The organism is Candidatus Pristimantibacillus lignocellulolyticus (assembly GCA_023639215.1).
GTDB lineage: Bacteria > Bacillota > Bacilli > Paenibacillales > Paenibacillaceae > Pristimantibacillus > Pristimantibacillus lignocellulolyticus.
Genome location: CP097899.1, coordinates 4,512,429 through 4,535,912, shown reverse-complemented (window position 1 = coordinate 4,535,912; position 23,484 = coordinate 4,512,429). Strand labels below are relative to the sequence as shown.

General features: G+C 34.3%; 19 protein-coding genes. All 19 read left to right on the top strand.

Annotated elements, in window-relative coordinates:
• The first annotated feature begins 12 nt into the window (after positions 1-12).
• Positions 13-2,475 (top strand): DNA gyrase subunit A, encoded by a 2,463-nt coding sequence (gyrA, locus tag NAG76_19670; protein ID URN94017.1) that lies wholly within the window; start codon positions 13-15, stop codon positions 2,473-2,475.
• 513 nt (positions 2,476-2,988) lie between these two features.
• On the top strand, positions 2,989-3,750 hold the full coding sequence (locus NAG76_19665; protein URN94016.1) for a tyrosine protein phosphatase: 762 nt from the start codon (positions 2,989-2,991) through the stop codon (positions 3,748-3,750).
• Positions 3,751-3,776: 26 nt separating this feature from the next.
• Complete coding sequence (locus NAG76_19660; GenBank protein ID URN94015.1) at positions 3,777-4,772, top strand: copper amine oxidase N-terminal domain-containing protein; 996 nt, start codon at positions 3,777-3,779, stop codon at positions 4,770-4,772.
• 49 nt (positions 4,773-4,821) lie between these two features.
• On the top strand, positions 4,822-7,290 hold the full coding sequence (locus tag NAG76_19655; GenBank protein ID URN94014.1) for an S-layer homology domain-containing protein: 2,469 nt from the start codon (positions 4,822-4,824) through the stop codon (positions 7,288-7,290).
• Between the two features lie 123 nt (positions 7,291-7,413).
• Positions 7,414-8,178 carry a Wzz/FepE/Etk N-terminal domain-containing protein gene (locus tag NAG76_19650; GenBank protein ID URN94013.1) on the top strand — a complete coding sequence of 255 codons (765 nt, stop codon included), beginning with the start codon at positions 7,414-7,416 and terminating at the stop codon, positions 8,176-8,178.
• Positions 8,159-8,857: a CpsD/CapB family tyrosine-protein kinase gene (locus tag NAG76_19645; protein URN94012.1), complete on the top strand. Its 699-nt coding sequence runs from the start codon at positions 8,159-8,161 to the stop codon at positions 8,855-8,857. Before NAG76_19650 ends, NAG76_19645 begins: the two co-directional genes overlap by 20 nt.
• 21 nt (positions 8,858-8,878) lie before the next feature.
• Positions 8,879-10,729 carry a polysaccharide biosynthesis protein gene (locus NAG76_19640; GenBank protein ID URN94011.1) on the top strand — a complete coding sequence of 617 codons (1,851 nt, stop codon included), beginning with the start codon at positions 8,879-8,881 and terminating at the stop codon, positions 10,727-10,729.
• A 99-nt stretch (positions 10,730-10,828) separates the two neighbouring features.
• Positions 10,829-12,034, top strand: coding sequence for a DegT/DnrJ/EryC1/StrS family aminotransferase (locus tag NAG76_19635; protein ID URN94010.1), 1,206 nt, complete (start codon positions 10,829-10,831; stop codon positions 12,032-12,034).
• 29 nt (positions 12,035-12,063) lie between these two features.
• Positions 12,064-12,726, top strand: coding sequence for an acetyltransferase (locus NAG76_19630; protein ID URN94009.1), 663 nt, complete (start codon positions 12,064-12,066; stop codon positions 12,724-12,726).
• 14 nt (positions 12,727-12,740) lie between these two features.
• Complete coding sequence (locus NAG76_19625; GenBank protein URN94008.1) at positions 12,741-13,325, top strand: sugar transferase; 585 nt, start codon at positions 12,741-12,743, stop codon at positions 13,323-13,325.
• 20 nt (positions 13,326-13,345) lie between these two features.
• Complete coding sequence (locus NAG76_19620; protein URN94007.1) at positions 13,346-14,542, top strand: ATP-grasp domain-containing protein; 1,197 nt, start codon at positions 13,346-13,348, stop codon at positions 14,540-14,542.
• Between the two features lie 22 nt (positions 14,543-14,564).
• Positions 14,565-15,719, top strand: coding sequence for a glycosyltransferase family 4 protein (locus tag NAG76_19615; GenBank protein URN94006.1), 1,155 nt, complete (start codon positions 14,565-14,567; stop codon positions 15,717-15,719).
• A 4-nt stretch (positions 15,720-15,723) separates the two neighbouring features.
• On the top strand, positions 15,724-16,854 hold the full coding sequence (locus NAG76_19610) for a glycosyltransferase family 4 protein (GenBank protein URN94005.1): 1,131 nt from the start codon (positions 15,724-15,726) through the stop codon (positions 16,852-16,854).
• Between the two features lie 64 nt (positions 16,855-16,918).
• Positions 16,919-18,217: an oligosaccharide repeat unit polymerase gene (locus NAG76_19605; GenBank protein ID URN94004.1), complete on the top strand. Its 1,299-nt coding sequence runs from the start codon at positions 16,919-16,921 to the stop codon at positions 18,215-18,217.
• A complete protein-coding gene (locus tag NAG76_19600; GenBank protein ID URN94003.1) occupies positions 18,214-19,386 on the top strand; it encodes a hypothetical protein in 1,173 nt (390 codons plus the stop codon). Before NAG76_19605 ends, NAG76_19600 begins: the two co-directional genes overlap by 4 nt.
• Before the next feature lie 104 nt (positions 19,387-19,490).
• Positions 19,491-20,051 (top strand): acyltransferase, encoded by a 561-nt coding sequence (locus NAG76_19595; GenBank protein URN94002.1) that lies wholly within the window; start codon positions 19,491-19,493, stop codon positions 20,049-20,051.
• A gap of 64 nt (positions 20,052-20,115) precedes the next feature.
• A complete protein-coding gene (locus NAG76_19590) occupies positions 20,116-21,387 on the top strand; it encodes an oligosaccharide flippase family protein (protein URN94001.1) in 1,272 nt (423 codons plus the stop codon).
• Positions 21,380-22,600: a nucleotide sugar dehydrogenase gene (locus NAG76_19585; protein URN94000.1), complete on the top strand. Its 1,221-nt coding sequence runs from the start codon at positions 21,380-21,382 to the stop codon at positions 22,598-22,600. The genes NAG76_19590 and NAG76_19585 overlap by 8 nt, the downstream gene beginning before the upstream one ends.
• Positions 22,601-22,610: 10 nt before the next feature.
• Positions 22,611-23,474 (top strand): UTP--glucose-1-phosphate uridylyltransferase GalU, encoded by an 864-nt coding sequence (gene galU / locus NAG76_19580; GenBank protein ID URN93999.1) that lies wholly within the window; start codon positions 22,611-22,613, stop codon positions 23,472-23,474.
• The last annotated feature ends 10 nt before the right edge of the window (positions 23,475-23,484 follow it).

Below are 23,484 nucleotides of genomic sequence, written 5' to 3'. Positions count from 1 at the left end.
GGAGCGAGGTTTATGAGTACTTTAGAAGAATTTTTACCGGCGTTTCTAGAAGAAGTGGTTGGAGACCGCTTCGGGCGCTATTCCAAATATATAATACAAGATCGTGCTATACCCGATGTGCGCGACGGCTTGAAGCCAGTACAACGTCGTATATTATATGCGATGTATGATTCAGGTAATAGTCCTGATAAACCATATCGTAAATCTGCTAAAACCGTCGGTGACGTTATGGGTAACTATCATCCCCATGGTGATTCATCTATTTACGAGGGTATGGTAAGGATGGCGCAACCTTGGAAGATGGGATATCCACTTGTTGACGGTCATGGAAACTGGGGATCACAAGATGATGATCCTGCAGCTGCGATGCGTTATACAGAAGCGCGCTTATCGAAGATAGCGATGGAATTATTACGCGATATTGAAAAGCGTACCGTATTGTTCAAAGATAACTTTGATAATACAACAAAAGAGCCTGTCGTGTTACCATCGCGTTATCCGAATTTGTTAGCCAATGGTGCAAGTGGAATATCTGCTGGATTTGCAACAGAAATTCCTCCACATCATTTAGGTGAGATTATTGATGCTAGTATTGCTTATATGAATAATCCATCAATTGAGCTTTCTGAAATTATGCAAATTGTTAAAGGACCCGATTTCCCTACAGGTGGTATTATTATGGGGGAAGAAGGTATTCGTGATGCCTACGAAAGAGGTAAGGGACGTATTTACTTACGCTCCAAAACAGAAATCGAGACGCTTCGTGGTGGCAAACAGCAGATCGTTATTACAGAAATTCCTTATCAAGTTGTAAAATCCCGTCTAGTTACGGCGATGGAAAATATTCGACTTGAGAAAAAAATAGATGGTATTGCTGAAGTTCGTGATGAGAGTGGTCGTAATGGATTGCGAATTGTTGTCGAGCTGAAGAAAGAAACAGACGCTACTGGTATTCTTGCATATTTGTTCAAAAAAACAGATTTGCAAGTTACTTATAACTTTAATATGGTAGCTATTGTGAACAAAGCGCCACAACAGCTAGGAATTATTTCAATGATTGCTGCGTATATCGAGCATCAGAAAGAGATTGTTACATTACGTACTCAATATGATCTCGAAAAAGCTGAAGATCGTGCTCATGTTCTAGAAGGACTAGTGAAAGCTCTTAACCTTCTGGATGAAATCATAGAAACGATTAAAGCTTCTATAAACCGTGCTGATGCTAGCGATAATTTGATGGCGAAATATGGATTTAGTGAGCGGCAAGCGGATGCTATTCTAACATTACAATTGTATCGCTTAACGAATCTTGAGATTAATTCTTTAGAAAAAGAACATGCGGATACGATGAAAAAGATTAAGTATTTGCGTTCTATTCTTGATAATCCTAAGAAATTAATTTCTGTAATTCAACAGGAACTACTTGAGATCAAAACGACTTATGAAATTCCGCGTCGTTCTGATATTCAAAGTGAAGTTGAAGAGCTGAAAGTAAATCTGGAAGTACTCGTTAATTCGGAAGATGTACTTGTTACATTGAGTCACGAAGGTTATGTGAAGCGTACAAATATGCTTTCTTACACGAGGTCAGGTGCTGAACTTGAAAGTTCAGGCGTGAAGGATGGCGATGTAATTCGTGACTTCTTACAAGTGAACACTTTAGATAACTTGCTCTTATTTACGAAAAAAGGACAATACTTCTTACTGCCTGTTCATCAGATTCCAGAGTTCAAATGGAAGGATACAGGGACAGCAATCGTTAACATCATTCCACTTGCGAAAGATGATAGTATTGTCACGGTTATTCCTATTAGAGATTTGAACATCGAGAAGAGTCTCGTATTTGTTACAAAGCGAGGGCAAGTCAAACGAACGGAACTGAAAGAATATGCAACGACTCGCTCAACAGCAATCTCAGCATGTAAAGTAGCTGATGGTGATGAAATTGTAACAGTAGCATTGAGTGATGGAGCATTAGAATTGATACTGGTTACTGCACAAGGGATGTCCATTCGTTTCTCTGAAAGTGAAGTGAATCCAATGGGACGTATTGCTGGTGGAGTTAAAGGTATTAGCTTAAAAGCAGATGATGAGGTTATTTCGGGACTTTGGGTTGATAATGATGAGGGTGAGATACTTGTCGTATCTGATACCGGTCACGGGAAACGTACATTGTTACTTGATTATCCGATTCAAGCTCGAGGTGGTAAAGGCGTTCAAACCTTTGAATTCAAAGAAGGTAAACGGGTTCGCACAAATGGTTCGAAGTTATTTGCAGCATTCTATTGTCGAGAACCGATTCAGGTTGCAGCATTTACTGAAAAAGGTAGTAAATATACTGTAGATTCTGAACGTACGATTATAGAAGAGCGTAAAGCGATTGGTAGAGCAGTCTTTAGCATCGATAAAGATGACGCCATTAGTACAATGTTCCAACTTAAAGAGTTAACTGGAATCGCAAAAACGGATGTTTAATTATAATTAATTGAAGCAGGTTCTCCTAATTAATACTTTAGGAGAACCTTTTTTTAGCTAATGGGCATAATTAGATTCAGCGACAAATCAATTGTGGTGACAGATGATTACAGTTTTAATGTTAGTTGTGATTAGACATGTTTAATCAATTTTCAGGTGACACAAATTCACTCTTAGGCTATTCATACCATCAATAATGCGAAAGAGCTATTCCAATGTAAGTTAAAATCTACATTGGAATAGCTCTTTTTCCTTATAATAAAATTATTGAGATAGAATAGAAATAATCAGAAATAATGTTAAAGTCACGGATTGATTGTCGAATAATGTAGATGGATATTAAGATATAGTAATAAAGTGCTATAAATATGATATATGAAATAAATAATAGAGATAAAGTAATAAACGGCTCAGGTAATATGAATAAAAATAAGAATATAGATATATTTTCACTGGAAAATATGGGGGATTTATATTATACTAATTGGAATACATTAGGAGAGGGATTTAACTGTGATTGATATACATTGTCATATACTGCCTAAAATTGATGACGGCACCTCAAATATGGAAGAAGCAATTATGATGGCAAGACAGGCGGTGAAAGATGGAATTCATCATATTGTGGCAACTCCGCATCATCGAGCACATCGCTTTATTAATGAACGTGACACGATAATAGAGGCAGTTAAGCAATTATCACAACAATTAGAAATACATAATATTCCATTACATATATATCCTGGACAAGAAGTGCGTACTTATTCGGATCTTTTACTAGATTACGAGAATGGACTGCTTCAGTCACTTAATAATAGTAGATATATGCTTGTAGAATTTCCAAGTTCACATGTTCCTGATTTAGCAGAAGAGCTCTTGTATGAGTTAAGTTTAATAGGTATCGTTCCGATTATTGCACATCCAGAACGTAATAAGGAACTTGCTAATGATAGTACTAGATTACGAGATTTCGTTCGAGATGGAGCATTAGCTCAGATGACGACCAACTCTATAACAGGTCAGCTAGGTAAAAACATACAAAAAATATCATTAACGATGTGTAAAGAAGGACTTGTTCATTTTATTGCAACAGACGCGCACAATGTCCAGACTAGACCATGTATTCTTTCTGAAGCATACCAATTCATACATAAACAGTTAGGGAGTAAATTTGTTGATTACTATCAAAACAACGCTAAGCTGTTACTGCATAATGAAGCGATTGAACAAGAGCTTCCCTTAGTAGCAAAGCGTAGTTGGTATAGATTTTGGTAAGGCAAACGAGAAAATGGAGGAGAGAAATGAGATTATCTATGAAAAGAGTAGTACAAACCATCGCGATTTTATTAGTTTTGATGGTAGGAGGTAGCTCTGTTGGTTCACAATTAAGTGAAGCAGCAAGCAAACAAACACTTACAGTCGAGCGTATGGATATGCATTTCATTGTGGATGGTAAAGTTTATCACACGTCCAAAGAGCAACAGGCATTTGTTTACAAAGGCCGTACTTATGTACCGATTCGCTTTGCAAGCTATTTGTTTGAACTGTGGGTTGTATGGGACCAAGCTAATTCGACAGTTATCATTGATCAACCTACAACTGCACAATTGAAACAACTGCTACAGTATAAAAAGCAATTCTTAACTGCAAATGCGGATATTACAAAGCCCGCATCTACTTCTCGCACAGAGAAGATTACACTGGCTACAATTGAAACAAAATATAAGTTTTTTGGTGTGAAGAAGCCATCACCTATCGATGCTATAACGATCAATTATAAGGGTACAGTATATGTTCCAGTTAGATACTTCTCAGAACAAACTAACAGTACTATCTCATATGATGGCGTTACTAAAAGCATTACAATGAAGCTGGATAAGAATCAAGGGGGTTCTAATCCAGGGAATGGCAATGGCTCGACTAATCCAGGTACTGGAACTAATCCGGGTACTGGAACAGGCGGTTCAGGATCGGGAGAAGTTGATCCAACTAAACCGACAAGAGCAAGTATTGTAGCTGCAACTCAGACGAAGCTTGAAGAATTACAAACGGCTTGTTCTACAAAAGCTTATAGCCTGTATGACAAGTATGTATCCGCATCAGATAGTGAAAAGCAAACCTATCTTGATCAAGGTATTGCTGCGCTAGGAGAGTGCGATACAAAAGTTGGTGAAGCAATAAGTAGTTTGAACTCACAGCTAGAGCAACATGGTTATGAAATTGGCGATGATGCTACCAAATTCCAAAAGCAATATGCTGATACTAAGGCTGCATTAATTGCAAAGTTCCTAGGCTAATAGTTTCAAATGACGAATTTGTCATAATAATATATGAGGTGATAATGAGATGAAGAAAATGACTAAAAAAACGATTATGTTATCTGCTGTAGCACTACTTGCAGCAAACGCATTAACTTTTGGCCCTGTTTCTTATAAGGTGAGTGCAGCAGACCCAGCTGTCGTTACTACAGTTAGTAAGCTGAACAATGTATATGCACAATTAGATAGTCAATTGAAACCGCTAGTTGATCCAGCGGTTGACCAAGTTGAGAGTTATTTGGATAATGCTGATGTAGCATTGTTGCTGCCTAATCTATGGGATGCACTTGATGCAAAACCAGCTTTTGCTGATCAAGTTAAAGATGAATTAACAATAATTGCGCAATTGTCAATTGTAGAGTTATATCCGAACATAACAGAAATTTCTACTGAGCTTAACGATAGCTTAGATAGACTTAATACTTTATTGGATGGAGAGGGCTTCACGAAACTTAACAAAGCAGACATTGATAGCTTTGTGAATGAACTTGAGAGACTTGCACTTGCAGCTATTAAAGACCAGCCTCTTACTGCAATCGATAGCTTTGAGGAAATTAATGCACTAGTAACAGGCCAGTTTGATGCTCTAGTTGATCTACATTGGGCAAATAGTAACTATAAAGTAGTGACACTACTAACAGAACTTTATCCAACAAAGAAAGCTTTGAAAGATGATTTCACAAATGTAAGAAATGTTGTAGAAACAGAGATCTTCGCAGCTAATCCAACTGTATACAAAAAAGCAAGTGCTGCCCTTGGTCTTGCTTATGTGAAAGCTAGTCTTGTAACTGAAGGTGCACTTGGTAGTGCACAAAGAGTTGATTCTAATACTTACAAGTTTACACAATTCAAAATTCTAGGAGTAAATTCACTTCCGTTCTCAGCATTCAACTTCGAAGCGACAGGAGTTACTTTTGAAATTGGTGCAGATGGTTTCCTAACTGCAAAAACTACATCTGCTATTACATCAGCTACTGACATTGTAATAACAGCTAAATTGAAACAAGGCGCTCTAGTTCCGAGCTACTTAAATAATGCTAAAGTATTTACACAAACGGTAACGTTATACCCACAGGGGAGTGTAACGCCTCCAGTTGACACTGGTCTAGGTTTATCAACTAACGCAGATGCGTTAGCTAAAAGTATTAGTGATAAACTTGCAGCAGCTTTAGCAGAAATTGGAGAACTAACTTCTAATAAAGATATATTCGCGCTTCGTGCGATTGTTGAAGAAGAATTAAGAGCTGCACTGACTGTGAACGCAGGAAGTAGAGTGACTTCTAATAATGGTGTTAGTGAACTGAAGTTAACACCAGCAGACTTAACTAATGTATTCAGTCAATTGGATTCTGTATTGAAATCGACTAATGCAGCACTTCAAGCAGTTGTAAAAGATGCTGATCCAGTTAAACCGGTACTTAATCTATCAGTAGGAAATCTTGATGGTGTTAAAGTAGTAATTAGTGGTGAACTACTAAGTGCTCTTAAAGCAAAAGGGATCTACGCAGTTGGAGTAACTTCTAATGGTGCGTTGATCGAGGTTCCATTAACGGAGCTTGCAGCAAATAATGCACTTCAAATTACAAAAGCTACTGGTATTACTCTTGAATCAACAGGTGGTATGAAGCAAGTATCTGCTCTTCAAGCTAATGGTGCACTTACTGGTATTACTCCTCAATTAACAGGCGGCATGAAGCAAGTATCAGATGTATTCAATGTTGTAGTAATTGGCGCTGATGGTAAAGAGAAACATGAATTCCTATCTCAAGCACGTATTGTTCTTCCGGTGAATAGTGGAAGTGTTAATAATGAACAATTCCTTACACTTGCAAAAATCGAAGGAAGCAAATTAATTAATTTGGGTGGTACTTATATCCCAGGTAAAAAGCAATTCTCTGCAATGCGTAACTCTTTCTCATCATATGTTGTTATCGAAAATCCAGTAGCGTTCAAAGATAGTAGTGAACTTGCTTGGGCAGAGGATGATATTCTAAAAGCAGCAGCAAAAGGTATCATTGTTGGACGCGCTGAAGGAGTATTCGCTCCACGTGCTGAAATTACTCGTGCTGAGTTTACAGCTATGCTTGTAAGAACACTTGGCATCGAGGTGCAAACTAATACTGAAACATTTACTGATGTAAATGAGGATGATTGGTATCAATCTGTTGTTGCAACAGCAGCAGCATACGGCTTCATTAATGGTCGTACAAGCACTACGTTTGACCCTGATGCACCAATTACAAGAAGTGAAATGGCGACAATTACTTCTAACGTACTTGTGAAAGTATTAGGATACAAACCAGTTGGTGATGTGAATGAGACATTAAATGTATTTGCAGACCAAACTGAAGTTGTTCCAGCGCATCGTGCAGGTGTTGCACTAGTTGCTCAAGAGGGAATTGTACAAGGTAAAGGATTAGGCATTTATGATCCAAAAGGAACATTCACTCGTGCTGAAGCAGCTGTAGTTATTAACAAATTACTAAGCTTAAGATAATAGTTGGGATTCCTCCTCTGCATCTATGGGGGGAGGAATCTTTTTCTTTTGAGATATTATGCAGATAAGACCCCTAACAACACGAACAACTAGAATATGTATAGACGGGAGCACATTCATATAATGGAATTAGAATTAAGAGATTATGTGGAGATAATAAAGAAAAGACTCAGGATAATCGTAGCAATTGTTGCAACACTAGCAATCGTAACTGCAATTGTTAGTTATTTTTTTATTAAGCCTGAATATGAATCTACCACAAAATTAATTGTTAACAACAACAACGAAGTCTCTAGTGGACTTGATCTAAATAGTGTCAATCTTGATCTCAGATTAATAGATACATACAAACAAATCATTAAAACAACAGCGATTACAGATGAAGTAGCATTGCGTAACCCAGAACTGCAGTTGACTGGAGAAAAAATAATTGAATTAATTACTGTTTCATCAGTAAATAATACACAAGTGTTAACTATTTCTGCACGTCATCATGATTATGAAACAACGGTTAAACTTGTGAATGAAGTAGCTGCAGTATTCGTTCAACAAATTCCTACCATAATGACTGTAAATAATGTCTCGATTCTAAATGAAGCGAAGCTTAGTGAGAATCCATCGCAAGTACAGCCTAATCCAATGCTTAATATTGCCATAAGTATTGTTATTGGCTTAATGCTGGGTGTTGGGATCGCCTTGTTATTAGAATATTTGGATGACACGATTAAAAATCCACAGGATGTTGCGCAATATTTAGATTTACCTGTTCTAGTTAGTATTCCTAAATTATCATCTGAAGATTTTAAAGTAGGAGCTATTAGATCCGCTTCGCGAACAACGAGGTCTGCTAGAGTGGAGGCGAAGAAAAATGTCACAATCAACGAATAACGCGAAACGAACGATAATTTCGCTTAGTAATCCTAAATCACCAATTAGTGAGTCGTATCGTACGTTAAGAACGAATATTAGTTTTTCAGCTGTAGATAATGACTTGAAAGTTATTATGGTGACCTCTGCTAGCCCGGGGGAAGGAAAATCAACAACAGCTGCTAATATTGCAGTAACGTATGCACAATCTAATTATAGTGTCTTAGTAATGGAGTTAGATTTGCGTAAGCCAACAGTACATAAAACTTTTAACGTAACGAATCGTGCGGGCATTACACATGTCCTAACTAATCAGGCGAGCTTAGAAGAGGTTATTAGAGCAACGGATATTCCAAATATCGATGTTATAAGTTCTGGTCCAATACCACCGAATCCTGCGGAATTATTAGGTTCTAACCAATTAATTAAAGTAATGAACGGGCTAAAACAAATATATGACATTATCATTATTGATACGCCACCTCTACTAGCTGTAACTGATGCTCAATTAGTTGCTTCTATTTGTGATGGTGTAATTCTTGTTGTCGATTCTGGCCAAGTCAAGCGTACTGCTGCTATTGATGCCAAATTAAAGTTAGATAGAGTAAACGCTAAGATACTCGGTGTAGTGCTTAATAATGTTAAGAAAAAGAAAAATGATGACTACTACTATTATTACTACGGAGAGAAAGAAGACTAGTAGAGATGATGGAGGCAAGAAATGAGCTACTCTCGAATGCGAACGCTAGTACTAATGGCAATTGATTGTAGTATTATATTAGGTTGCATAATTGTAGCTTATTTATTTCGTTACAATGCTGAACTTTCTTCAGCAGAAATCCGACAAGCAGCTATATTTTGTGGAATTGCTATCGTAATTGGTTTAATCGTACTTTACAATTATGGATTATATCGGCGGGCGTGGCAATTTGCCAGCATTGGCGAGGTAATAATCATCTTTAAAGCTGTAACAATTGCAATTGTATTAGCCTATACGATTACTTCACTAGTTATTCCAGGTCGAGTACCCATTGCAATCGGATTTCGTACGTATGAGCTCTGTCTATTATTAATTGGCGGATCGCGGTTTATGCTTCGCATTATAAAAGACAATTACATTAAGACTCCTAATAAGCAACGACAATCTTTAATTATTGGTGCAGGTCAATGCGGCGTTCTAGTTTATCGCGAACTTAAGATGAACGTCGCTTCTAGCCAAGAAGCCATCGGATTTATTGATGATGACCCGAGAAAGTGGGGGCAAGAAGTGTTCGGTCTTCTTGTAATTGGGGGAAGAGAACATATTATTAACATATGTAAAGAACAGCAAATAGACGATATTATTGTTGCTTTGCCATCAGCATCCCGTACACAAATATCAGATATTCTTTCCATTTGCAAACAGACGAATGCGAAATTGAAGATCGTTCCTCCAATTAATGAATTACTTGAAGGAAAAGTAGAACTAAGCATGCTACGTGATGTCGAAGTTGAAGATTTGCTCGGTCGTGAACCTGTTGTCCTTGAAAACGATGGAATCGATGAATATTTAACTAATAAAGTAGTGCTAGTAACAGGTGCAGGTGGCTCTATTGGTTCTGAACTTTGCAGGCAAATTATGCACTTCAAACCAAGCAAACTATTATTGCTTGGTCATGGAGAAAATAGTATTTATCAAATTCATCGTGAGTTGAAAGATAAAGTTGAGCATCTGGTGCCAATCATAGCAGATGTCCAGGATCGTAAAAGAATGGAACAAATATTTGACCAGCACAAACCACATGTCGTTTTCCATGCAGCAGCGCACAAGCACGTGCCTTTGATGGAAGAAAACCCCTCCGAATCCATAAAAAACAATGTGTTCGGTACACGTAATGTTGCTGAATGTGCAGATGTTTATGGTGCAGAGCGCTTTGTATTGATTTCAACAGATAAAGCTGTTAACCCAACGAGTATTATGGGAACAACAAAGCGGATTGCTGAAATGTTTATTCAATGTTTAGCAAAGCAAAGCAGAACAAAATTCAGTGCGGTTCGCTTTGGTAATGTACTTGGAAGTAGAGGCAGTGTTATTCCATTATTCAAAGAACAAATTGCTGCAGGTGGTCCCGTTACGGTAACTCACCCTGAGATGGTTAGATACTTCATGACGATACCAGAGGCTTCCAGACTTGTTATTCAAGCAGGCGCGTATGCCAACGGTGGTGAAATCTTCATTCTTGACATGGGTGAACCAGTGAAGATCTCAGATCTAGCTAGAGACTTGATTCGTCTATCTGGGTATGAACCAGGTGTTGATATTGAGATCCAATATTCCGGTATTCGTCAAGGTGAGAAGCTATATGAGGAATTGTTGCTGCAAGAAGAAGGAATGACCGATACACAGCATAGTCGTATATTTATTGGCAGACCAGCATCCTTCAATCGTGAAGATATTGAACTAGAATTAAGACGCTTAGAACGTATATTAGGTGAAGATCGTGTAATTATTCAAGAGCTGCTTTCGCGAATTGTTCCTACTTATGTGATTGAAAAAAGGGTAGATACTAGAGTTCTTGTTACGAGTTCATAATGCGTAAGTAGTCAAGAGGATGGGAGGAGTGCAATATATTTGCTGCCTCCCTTTTATTATTAATTACATAACTGAGAATATAAATTTAGGAGAATATAGATGAGAATTATTCCTTTTTCACCTCCCGATATTACAGAAGAAGAAATAGCAGAAGTAGTAGACACATTAAGATCAGGTTGGATTACAACGGGTCCTAAAACTAAAAAGTTTGAGAAACAAATTGCAGAATATTGCAATACGTCTAAAGCGGTTGCGTTGAATTCAGCAACTGCGTGTATGGAAATGACTCTTAGAATGTTAGGTGTAGGACCTGGGGATGAAGTAATTACATCTGCATATACATATTCTGCTTCAGCAAGTGTAATTCATCATGTCGGTGCAACTATTGTATTAGTAGACACTGGGATGGATAGTTATCATATTGACTACGATGCAATTGCAGATGCAATAACAGAAAAGACAAAAGTAATAATTCCAGTAGATATTGCTGGAGTTATGTGTGATTATGACCAAATCTTTGAAGCTGTTGAGAGTAAAAAACATTTATTTAAACCTTCTAATGTAATTCAAGAAGTGTTTGGTAGAGTTATTGTCCTAGCAGATGCAGCTCACTCTATTGGTGCCACATATAAGGGGAGAATGAGTGGAGAAGTAGCAGATTTTACATCTTTCTCATTTCATGCAGTCAAAAATCTAACCACTGCTGAAGGTGGTGCTGTCACTTGGAGAGATGTACCCGGATTGGATAATGAAGAAATCTATCGTCAATTTATGCTCTTATCACTTCATGGTCAGACGAAAGATGCATTAGCGAAAACAAATGCTGGATCTTGGGAGTATGATATCGTCGCACCAAATTATAAATGTAATATGACTGATATAATGGCTTCAATAGGATTAGTACAATTAAAAAGATACGGTCAAATGCTTACATTAAGACAGGCATATATTCAACAATATGAACAATTGCTTAAGGATTCTAATGTTCAAGTCATGCCACATTATTGCGATCAATATAGTTCTAGTGGGCATTTATTGTTAACGCGTATTGAAGGTGCAACTGAAGAAATAAGAAATAGAATTATTCAAGCAATGGGTGAGAAAGGGATTGCTGTAAATGTACATTATAAGCCATTGCCATTATTGACAGCATACAAAAATTTGAACTTTTCAATTGAACAATACCCAAATGCTTACGAAATGTTTAAAAATGAAATTACATTGCCGCTGAATACTCAATTAACATATGAAGAAATTGAACATATTGTCTTTAACTTATTACAACTGATAAAAATAAATAAGTAGTGTAGAAAAATTAACTAGGTGATTAATAGATGAACAAAAAAATAATTATTATAGGAAACACCGAGTATTCTCGATTAATAAGATATTATATTGAAGTTGATACAGAACTAGAAGTAATTGCATACTCAGTAGAAAAAGATTATGTAGAAACGGAGTACTTCGATAATATACCGCTCATTGCATTAGAAGAGTTAACGAAAAGTTATCCAGTTAATGAGTATGACATTATTCTCGGAGTTGGATACAGTAAAATGAATACAATTCGCGAAAAATTATATAGGAAAATAAAAAAATATGGTTATAGGGTTATAAACTATATACATTCCACAGCTGTTATTTCATCTAACTCAGTTATTGGTGAAGGAAACATTATTATGGAAAATGTAGTAGTAGCTCCATATTCAACGATTGGTTCAGGGAACATCATTTGGAATAGTGTAAATGTTTCACACAACAATGTAGTCGGGAATTTTAATAGTTTATCTGTAGGTACTAGTTTATCAGGATTTGTAGAGGTAGGTAACAACTGCTTCTTGGGGAACAATTGTACAGTTAAAAATCATCTTAAAATTGCTAATTATTCATTAATAGGAGCAAGCTCATATGTTTCAGAGTCTACTGAAGAGTACCAAGTTATTGTGCCACAAAAAAGCATAGTCTTAGATCGGAAAATAAGTACTGACTTAATATAATTGAGGAGTAAGACATGTACCAACAATCTAAAAGAATGTTTGATATATTGATTTCATTAATTCTATCGCCTTTTGCTGGAATTATTATTTTATTAGCTATAGTTGCAATTAAATTAGAAGAAAAAGGTCCAGCATTCTATTATGCACAACGTATAGGGAAAAACAGAGAGATATTTAGAATGTATAAATTGAGATCGATGTATGTAAATGCTCCAGATATTAGATTAGAAGATGGTTCAACTTTTAATTCAGAGGATGATAGCAGAATCACAAAGGTTGGAAGATTATTAAGAAAAACCAGCATCGATGAATTACCTCAAATATTTAATGTTTTAAAGGGAGATATGTCATTTATCGGTCCCAGACCAGACTCTGCGAATTGGGTTGATGAATACACTGAAGAAGAAAAAGTGATTCATACAGTAAGACCAGGTATAACTGGGTATAACCAAGCGATACATCGTAATGCAGTAGGGACGAAAGAAAAGCTACAGAATGATATTTATTATGTGAAACATATGTCTCTGTTATTTGATATAAAAATCATAGTTCTGACTGTCAAAATCTTATTAATTCCAAAAAATGTATATCGTCAATAATTATTTCAGGAGATTATGCGATGAAGAAAATTATGATATTAGGTGCAAGTATTTTACAATTACCAGCAATTAAAAAAGCTAAGCAATTGGGTTTGTATGTAATTGCAGTAGACATGAATCCTCTTGCAATAGGACTTAGATATGCTGATGAATTTAAAATAATTAGTGTTAATGAAATTGATGATGTATTAGTGTACGCACAATCTAGTAATATTGATGGGATTATGACATTAGCAAGTGATATGCCAATGATGACAGTCGCTACTGTATCCCAAAAAATGAAGCTTAATAGCGTTACTGTAGAGACTGCTAAACATACTACAAATAAAGCAGCTATGAGAAAAAGACTAGATGTGAAAAATATAGCAATTCCTAAATTCGATGTTGTAAAAAATAGAGTGGAATTCGAATCCGCTTTAAAAAAGTACACAACGAAGGTTATTGTGAAGCCATCAGATAATTCTGGTAGTCGTGGTATTTTCCTTATACATGATACTTCCAATTATGAAGAAGTTGAAGATGCTTATCAACATAGTATAACTAATTCGAAAAATGGTGTGTTATTAATAGAAGAATTTATGGAAGGTACTGAAGTTAGTGTTGAAACAATTAGTATTAATGGAAAGTGTCACGTTATCCAGATTACAGACAAGTTAACTACAGGCGCACCTCACTTTGTAGAATTAGGACATGCACAACCATCAAAGTTATCTTTTGATATATTACAGAAAATTATAGAGTTAACACAAGAAGCAGTAGAGGCGCTAGGAATAAATATTGGACCGTCACATACTGAAATTATTGTTACTAATGATGGTCCAAAAATTGTTGAGGTGGGAGCAAGATTAGGTGGAGATAACATAACTACACATCTAGTACCATTGTCTACTGGAATCGATATGGTGGAATTATGCATTCGAATTGCAGTAGGTGAAGAGGTTACATTAAATTCAAGTAAACATAATTCAGCAGTAATAAAGTATTTTGTTACTCCACAAGGGACTCTTGAAGATTTTCAAGGAATAGAAGAATCGCTTTCTATTCCTGGTGTAAAGGAAGTTATAATCAATAAATCAAAAGGAGACCAAGTAGGAATTATTAAAAGTAGCGTTGATCGTATTGGATATGTGATTGCTACATCAGATACAGTAGAAGACGCGACGTTATTATGCGAAAAAGTAATGGAAACAGTTACGTTTAATATTAGAGTTACATGAAAACATGTTGGAGGAAAAATTAGTGGCAAAAGTATTAATATCTGTACATTTAGGTCGACATTTTTATAAATTTGGTCATTCAGATTATGAAGTTTTATTACAATTGGGACATGAAGTTCATGTTGCTGCAAATTTCGGCGATGATCTAGATAAATTTGATGATCCTAGAGTTACAAAACATCATATTAATTTTGATCGAAGTCCATTTAGTTTTCAAAATGTTAAGGCTTTGAGGGAATTAGAAAAATTACTTCAAAAGCAACATTTTGATTTAATTCATACTCAATCTCCTTCAGGTGGTGCAATTACAAGATTAGCAGCTAGGAAAACTAGAAAGAAAGGTACTAGAGTGATTTATACAGCTCATGGTTTTCATTTTTTTAAAGGTGCTCCAAGGAAGAATTGGTTAATATATTTTCAAATTGAAAAATTTCTTTCTAGATTCACAGATTGTATTATCACAATTAATAAAGAAGATGAAAATACAGCTAAAGATAAATTATTATCTTCACAGGTTCAATATGTCCCTGGAGTAGGGATAGATACTGGGAAATTCAAATCAGTTTCTATTGAAAAAAAGGACCAGTTAAGAAAACAATATGGTTATGCATCAAATGATCAGATTATAATCTATGTCGGGGAACTTAGTATTAGAAAAAATCAAAAATTACTGATTGAAGCTATGTCTTTAGTAGATACTGGTAGTCCTATGAAATTGTTATTAGTAGGTACCGGTATACTTGAAGTGCATCTTAAACAATTAGTCAAAGATGCCAATCTTGAAGATACTATAAAATTTCTTGGATACCGTAATGATGTTGATAATCTAATGGGATTGTCTGATATTGTTATTTCTACGTCTTTGCAAGAAGGGCTACCACTCAATATATTAGAAGCGATGGCGTCTGAATTACCTATAATTGCCACTTCATGTAGAGGGAATCGAGACTTGGTAATTAATAATTTTAATGGAATATTAGTTGGTCATAATGCCAAGGATATTGCTCAAGCTATTCAGTCTCTTTCAAATGATAGGAAGAAGCGCATAACATTTGGTCAACATAATAAAGAAATAGTTCACCAATATTCAAAATCTGTAATTCAAGAGAAAATGAGTAAATTGTATGAAATAGAGTTATTACATACAAACCAATATTCTCATCTGAGGGAGAATTAGTTAAATGAACGTATTATTTTTACGATCAAATCCAGTTGATCCTGATCCTAGAGTTGAAAAGGAAGTAAAAGCACTTATTGAAGAAGGATATAATGTGGAAATATTTGCATGGAATAGAGAAGAAGATCACCCAATTGACTCATATTATCTTCGTAGTAATCAATCTGTTGTTGTTAATAAGATTGGAATAAAAGCAACATATGGTGGCGGAATGAGAAACAACATTAAACCACTAATTAAATTTCAATTGGCAATTATTAAATGGGTTACTAAAAATAGAAAAAGATTTGATGTTATACATGCATGCGATTTTGATACGGCACTCACGAGTCTAATACTTAAAAAACTATATGGAAAGAAATTGGTCTATGATATTTTCGATTATTATGTTGATGCATTCAATGTTCCTAATCAGCTTCGTAATTTCATACAGCGAATTGATCATTTTATTATCAATCATGCAGATGAAGTAATTCTTTGCTCTGAAGAAAGAATTATTCAGATAAAAGGAACTAATCCTAAGAACTTAAGTATTATTCACAATTCACCTGAAGACATTTCACTAGATTTAATGAAAAGTTCTAATGAATTTGATAGTAACAAACTTAAAATAGTTTATGTAGGGATATTAAGTGAGGATAGACTCCTAAGTGAATTAATGGAAGTCGTCAAAGACAATCAAAACTACGAATTTCACATCGGAGGTTTTGGACAACTTGAAGATACCGTTAAAGAATGGTCAATAAAGTCAGACAACATTTTTTATTATGGGAAAATTCAATATTATGATGTTTTGCTACTTGAAAGTCAATGTGATGTAATGATAGCCTGCTATAATCCAGCAATTAAAAACCACAAATATGCTGCTCCAAATAAGTTCTACGAGGCTTTAATGCTGGGAAAACCGATAATAATGGCTAAGGCAACAGGGATGTCCGATATAATAGAACAGTCCAATTTTGGAGTTTCCATTGAATATTCAAAGGATGGATTAATAGAAGGATTGGGCCAATTAAATGGACTAGTTAATAATACAGAGATTAGTATAAAGATGAAACAATTATATAGTGATCAATACTCTTGGTTAGAAATGAAAAGTAGACTTAAAAATCTATATCTCCGATTGAAAAGATGACTTAATTTTGTGCTTTCTAGATAAGACTTATATAGATAACATTCAAAACAAGGAGTTACAATTAATGCTTATATTTATGTTGATAGTATCAATTGGAGTTACTACTTTTATTATTATGAATCGAAGTAGAAAAAAAGGGGCTAATACATTTACTAGTTTATTATTCTCAATAATGTTTTTCTATATGATCATTCCTTTATTTTTATTAATTAACGAAGAAGAAATGAGTCAATATACTGACCTCCAAATATATTTATACGACTACAATACAAGTAAACTCTTTTTTTATCAAGTTATTGTACTTGTATTTATAATGATTTTTTATCTAATATACAATCGAACAATTAATCGAATGTCAAATTCAAAAACAGGATTTGAATCTAATACGTTTGTTATAATAAAATATTTTAAGTTGGTAGGCTGGATCTCATTAATTATTGGGGGAATAAGTTTTATTCTATTTTTAGGATCATTAGGTGGCGTTAGACAGGCCTTGGCAATCTCTGAATTAGCTAGATCCTTTAACACACAGTTGACAGAATTTATGCCGTATTATGCTTCATTATTAATAATTCCTGCAAGACTTATTACTCTTGTTCCGATTTTTTTTATGACGGTTTATTTATTTCAACCAGAAAATAAACGATACCTTATAATAATGATTTGTACATTTCCTTTAGCAGTGATATTTTATTTGTTTAACGCAGGTAGGGCTCCGTTAATTGCCTATCTCCTTTGTTTTCTCATACCTATTCTTAAAAAGAGAATTAAGTATCCATGGCCAATAGTTATTTTAACAGGATTTGTTTCATTGCCGCTATTGGATATTTTAGATAGTATATTTTTGTATTTTAGTACTGGGGTTTGGATAGAATACTCCACTAACTATAGCAGTTATTTATACCAATTTTCATTTCCGTACAAAAATCTCATAAATTCTCTGGATATTATTACTGCTAGTGGAATACGATATGGCCAAGATTTTATTACATCAATTATTTCGTTTATACCTGGAATTAACTTTAGCATCTCATATGATGTAACCACACAATACTTCTTAGGAGAAAATTGGAAATCCTTAGGTGGAATCCCTAATGATCTTATTACATTTTCAATTATAGAATTTTCTTTATTAGGAGTTGTTCTATTCTCATATTTACTGGGAATCACATTAGCGAAAATTGATTTTAAGTTATCGAAGTGGGAAAGTAACTCTGCCTACATTCTAGTGATTAGTTCGATTAATATTTTACTTTTTTTATTTGTACAAGCAGCAGATATCCAGCCACTCGTGAGGAGTTTCTTACTTATAGCGCTCGTTATTGGTGTGTTGATCTCAAGTAGAAAGGTGAAGAGTAAGTGAAAATACTATATATCACATCCGTTCCACTGGAATATAGTTCGTCTGCGAATATGAGAAATTTGGCATTAATTAGAGGGTTTCAACAATTAGGATTTGAAATCTCTACGTTAAGTTCTATCCCTGAAATAGAATCAAGTTATTATGATAAAACAATGGTAAGAACTGATTTTAAAGATCGACATTGGATTGAATTGGGCGCTGTACATACCAAATTCACTTCAAAAAAAATAGAATCTGCATTAGATAAATTAAAAGCAAAACTTAAGGTTATTGCATATAAAGTATATACCAGATTATCTTTGTACGATTCACGAGCAAGATTAGCTAAACGAATTCCAGTATCACTTGCTAATGAGGAGTTTGACCTAATAATTTCTTCATCAGATCCTAAGTCATCACATCTAATAGCTGAACAATTAATAACACAATATCCCAATATAACGAAGTTATGGTATCAATATTGGGGCGATCCCTTTGCTATTGATGTTAATAAAAATACACTTTTCCCTACCTGGATAGTAGAACGTGAAGAACGTAGAATTTTAGAGAAGTGTCATAAATCAATTTATGTATCACCAATTACTCATGTGGTAATGCAAGAAAAATATCCGGAACTAAAGAAAAAGATGGTTTTTGAGCCTATTCCCTACAATGAACAATTATTTTATAAAGAAACTAATAATTCACAATACACTTTAGGATATTTTGGCGATTATTTTAGTAAGGATAGAACAATTACCCCATTAATCAATTCATTAACAGATAGCGATATTAAGCTGCATCTTATTGGCAATTCGGATATTGAAATAACTAATACTCATAACATTAATTCTATGTCCAGACAAAGCATTGATTTCATTAGAAAATTGGAAGCTGAAGTAGATTTATTGATATGTGTATGTAATAAAAAAGGGACTCAAATTCCTGGTAAAATATATCATTACTCAGCTACAAATAAGCCTATATTACTTATAGTTGATGGTGAATATTATACACAGTTAGTAAATTATTTCTCTCAATTTGAACGATATTATATTTGTGAGAATAACGTTAATGATATTAGAAAAACAATTAATGAAATAATGAATCTTAAGCAGAATTTTAACCCTATAAATTATTTTTCTCCACAGACGATTGCGAAACGTTTAGTTAACAACTCTAATTCTTAAGGGGAATAAAAATTTTATCTATTAATAGTTTTAAGATAATAATATTATTTTGAAAATATTAGGTTCAAAGAAGAAATAGTTTAATTCAGGGGTTGTATATTTTAATGAAAAAAATTTTAAAAAGATCATTTATATTAATTTCAAAATGTATTATGCCATTATTTTATGACAAACAATACCTACAAGGACGTTGGTTTGATAATGCGGTTGTTGGATGGAGGTGGTGTTGGAGAAGTTTGCTTTTCCAGAAAATTCTTGGTTCGAATCGCCATGTACCTTTTCCTGTCTCGCATAATAACGCCTTTGGGAATACTAAAAATTTGAAATTTGATACTAATGACTTGAATAATTTTCAACATCATGGATGTTATTTTCAAACATGGGGCAATGCACAAATTAGAATTGGTAAAGGTAGTTATATAGCACCTAACGTAGGATTAATAACACAAAACCATGATGTTCATAATCTTGATAATCATATTGATGCAAAAGATATTAACATTGGCGATAATTGTTGGATAGGAATGAATGCAGTTATTTTACCAGGAGTTGTACTGGGGGATAAAACAATCGTTGGCGCTGGTGCGGTAGTTACTAAGAGTTTCCCTTTTGGAAATTGTGTCATAGGTGGGGTACCAGCTAAAAAGATAAAGCAATTAGATTAAGTAGATATTATTTACATACTGTCTAATAAATAATTAAGAGTAATTCTGTAGAGGGATGATATGAATGGTAATGAAAAAAGCATCCCCTTTTGTTAAGTCTATTATTAGATTGATTTCAGGTTCCTCAATTGCTCAACTTATAACAATACTTGGATCACTGGTAATAACGAGAATATATACTCCTGATCAATTGGGTATATATAGTCTTTTACTAACTTTCATTTCTATTTTTGGACCGGTTATATCAGCTAAATACGATGCTGCTATTGTACTAGCCTCAAATGAAGATGAAGCTGTAGATTTAATATGGGGAAGTTTGATTGTAGCCTTTGTTCTTGGAGGCATATTCACGGTTATTTATATTATTTATTTGCAATATAACCCTCAAATATATGAAGAAATAAATGGTTGGTCCTATCTTATTATTTTAATGTTAATTACTCAAGCTATAATTAATATTTTAGATAATTATAACAACAGACATCAAGAATATAAGTTAATCTCCTCAGTTTATGTAAGAAGAACTTTATTTCAAAATGTAGGTTTTATTACATTAGGACTATTCAAATTTGAAACAATTGGATTAGTTATTTCTCAACAAATAGGTATGTTTTTTGGTTTAAAGAAACAAAGTAAATTTATTTTGTCTCAAAAAAAAAATTACTATGCTAGAAGTTGGATAAGAATAAAGAATGTTCTTATCAAGTATAAAAAGCAGCTCTTTTATGCTTTTCCTGCTCATTTTATAAACTCTCTATCGTATTCCTTACTTAATTTTTTTATTACTGGTCTGTTTGGACTAGCTATTTTTGGATATTATTCAATGACATTTAGAATCTTGGCATTACCTCTAAGTCTGGTCAGTATCAACGTTTCAAAAGTTTTCTTTAGAAGCGCTTCAAAAAGATTTGAAAGCAAATTAAGTTTCAACAAATTAATTACTCAAATAACAATTCTATTAGCGTTTGTTTCAATACCGATGGTGATTGTATTAATGTTATTTAGCCCGATGTTATTTGAATTTTTCTTTGGTCCAGGATGGAGTGTTGCGGGGAAATTTGCCCAAATACTAGCTCCAATGTATGGAATAAGATTAATAGTTTCTGCTGTATCTCCAACTTTGATGGTTGTTGGCCAGCAAAAATTAGAAGTTTTTATGCAAGCTTTATTTATTATTTCATCGTTAGTATCATACTTTATTTGTTATATTTTTGGTCAAAGTATTGAAGCATTCTTAACTTATGTTTCAATCTCATATTCAATAGTTTATATAGTGTTTTACATAGTTATTTATAAACTCAGTAAAAATCGGAGGATGAATAATTACAATGCTTAATATTATAGGATTAGGATATATAGGATTGCCAACTGCGTTAATGTTTGCTAAAAGCGGAATTAAAGTAGTTGGAACTGATCTCAATATTGAGATCATTAATTCATTAAATAACAATCAACTCACTTTTGAGGAAGAAGGATTGAGAGAGCTATTTGAATTGGCAAGAAACAATGGTATTGAGTTTACAACCGAGTACCAGAAAACGGATATGTATATTGTTGCTGTTCCCACACCATATATCCACACTAGTAAGAAATTGGATCCTTCATATGTTATTAACGCAGTGAACAATATTCTGGATTATTGTGAATCAGGTGCAATAATAATTATCGAGTCTACTGTTTCTCCGGGGTCTATTGATCGTCATATCAGAAATGTTATTATTGGGAGAGGGTTTGAAATCGGGAAGGATGTACATCTTTGTCATGCTCCAGAACGAATAATTCCAGGTAACATGATATACGAACTTGAGCACAATTCTAGAACAATCGGTACTGATAGTATGGAAATTGGTGAGAAAATAAAAGAATTGTATGCAAACTTTTGTGCAAGTGAAATAGTTTTAACAGATATTCGATCAGCAGAGATGTCGAAAATTGTGGAAAATACCTATAGAGATGTAAATATAGCCTTTGCTAATGAATTATCCAAGATTTGTCGAACAGATGACATGGATGTTTATGAAATTATTAGAATAGCAAATAAGCATCCTAGAGTTAATATTTTACAACCGGGACCAGGAGTAGGAGGTCACTGTATATCAGTTGATCCGTGGTTCTTAGTTGGCGATTACCCTGACCTAACTAACTTAATACTAACTGCAAGAAAAATAAATGATTCTATGCCTTCACATGTATTAAGTAGAATTCGGGATATTATGAGAGAGCATAGAATTAGAGACATATCAAGAATCGGATTGTATGGTCTTGCATATAAAGAAAATGTTGACGATACAAGAGAGAGCCCTACACTTCAACTACTTGAAAGAATGGACGAACATTTAGCGTTTGGGGTAAAAGTATTTGATCCATTGATTAAAAATAACATTGTTGACAATCAGTACTTTGACTTTATTGAATTTATTGACGATATAGATATAATAGTTATTTTAACAGCACATGATCATATCAAGGTTAATCTAGAATTATTTAGAAATAAGTTAATACTTGATACCAAAAATATATGTAATTTTGAAGGTGTGTATAAACTTTAAGGAGGCCCACATGACAATTCGAAAAGCGATCATTCCAGCTGCAGGACTTGGTACTCGCTTCTTACCAGCTACTAAAGCACAGCCGAAAGAGATGCTTCCTATTGTGGACAAGCCTACCTTACAATATATTATTGAAGAGGCAGTTGCATCTGGAATTGATGAAATTCTTATTATTACAGGACGCAATAAGAAATCTATTGAGGATCATTTTGACAAATCCGTTGAATTAGAGCTTGAACTTGAGGCTAAAGGAAAGCTAGATTTATTAGAAGAAGTTCGAGAGATTTCCAATATGGTTAATATTCATTATATTCGTCAAAAGGAACCTAAAGGACTCGGACACGCAATTTATTGTGCTAAAAGTTTCATCGGTAATGAGCCATTTGCAGTCTTACTAGGAGACGATATTGTTCACAGTGAGAAACCATGTTTGAAACAACTAATAGATGTGTATGAATATTACAATAGCTCTGTACTAGGAGTACAACAAGTTGATCAGAAAGATGTACATAAGTATGGCATAGTCGATGGACAGAAGATAGGCGATTCTGTATCTCGAGTCAATCAATTGGTTGAGAAGCCAAATACTGAGGATGCACCTTCTAATATCGCGATTCTAGGTCGTTACATTATTACTCCTGAAATCTTTAACATTCTCGAAAATACAGCTCCTGGTGCTAACGGTGAAATTCAACTTACAGATGCTCTCAATCAATTGTCTCGTAGCGAAGCGGTCTATGCGTACGAATTTGAAGGGCGTCGCTATGATGTTGGAGATAAACAAGGTTTCTTGGAAGCGACGGTTGAATATGCCTTAAGAAGAGAAGAACTTAGCGAACCATTTATGACATATTTAAAATCTATTGTGAACTAAAAAGGATAAA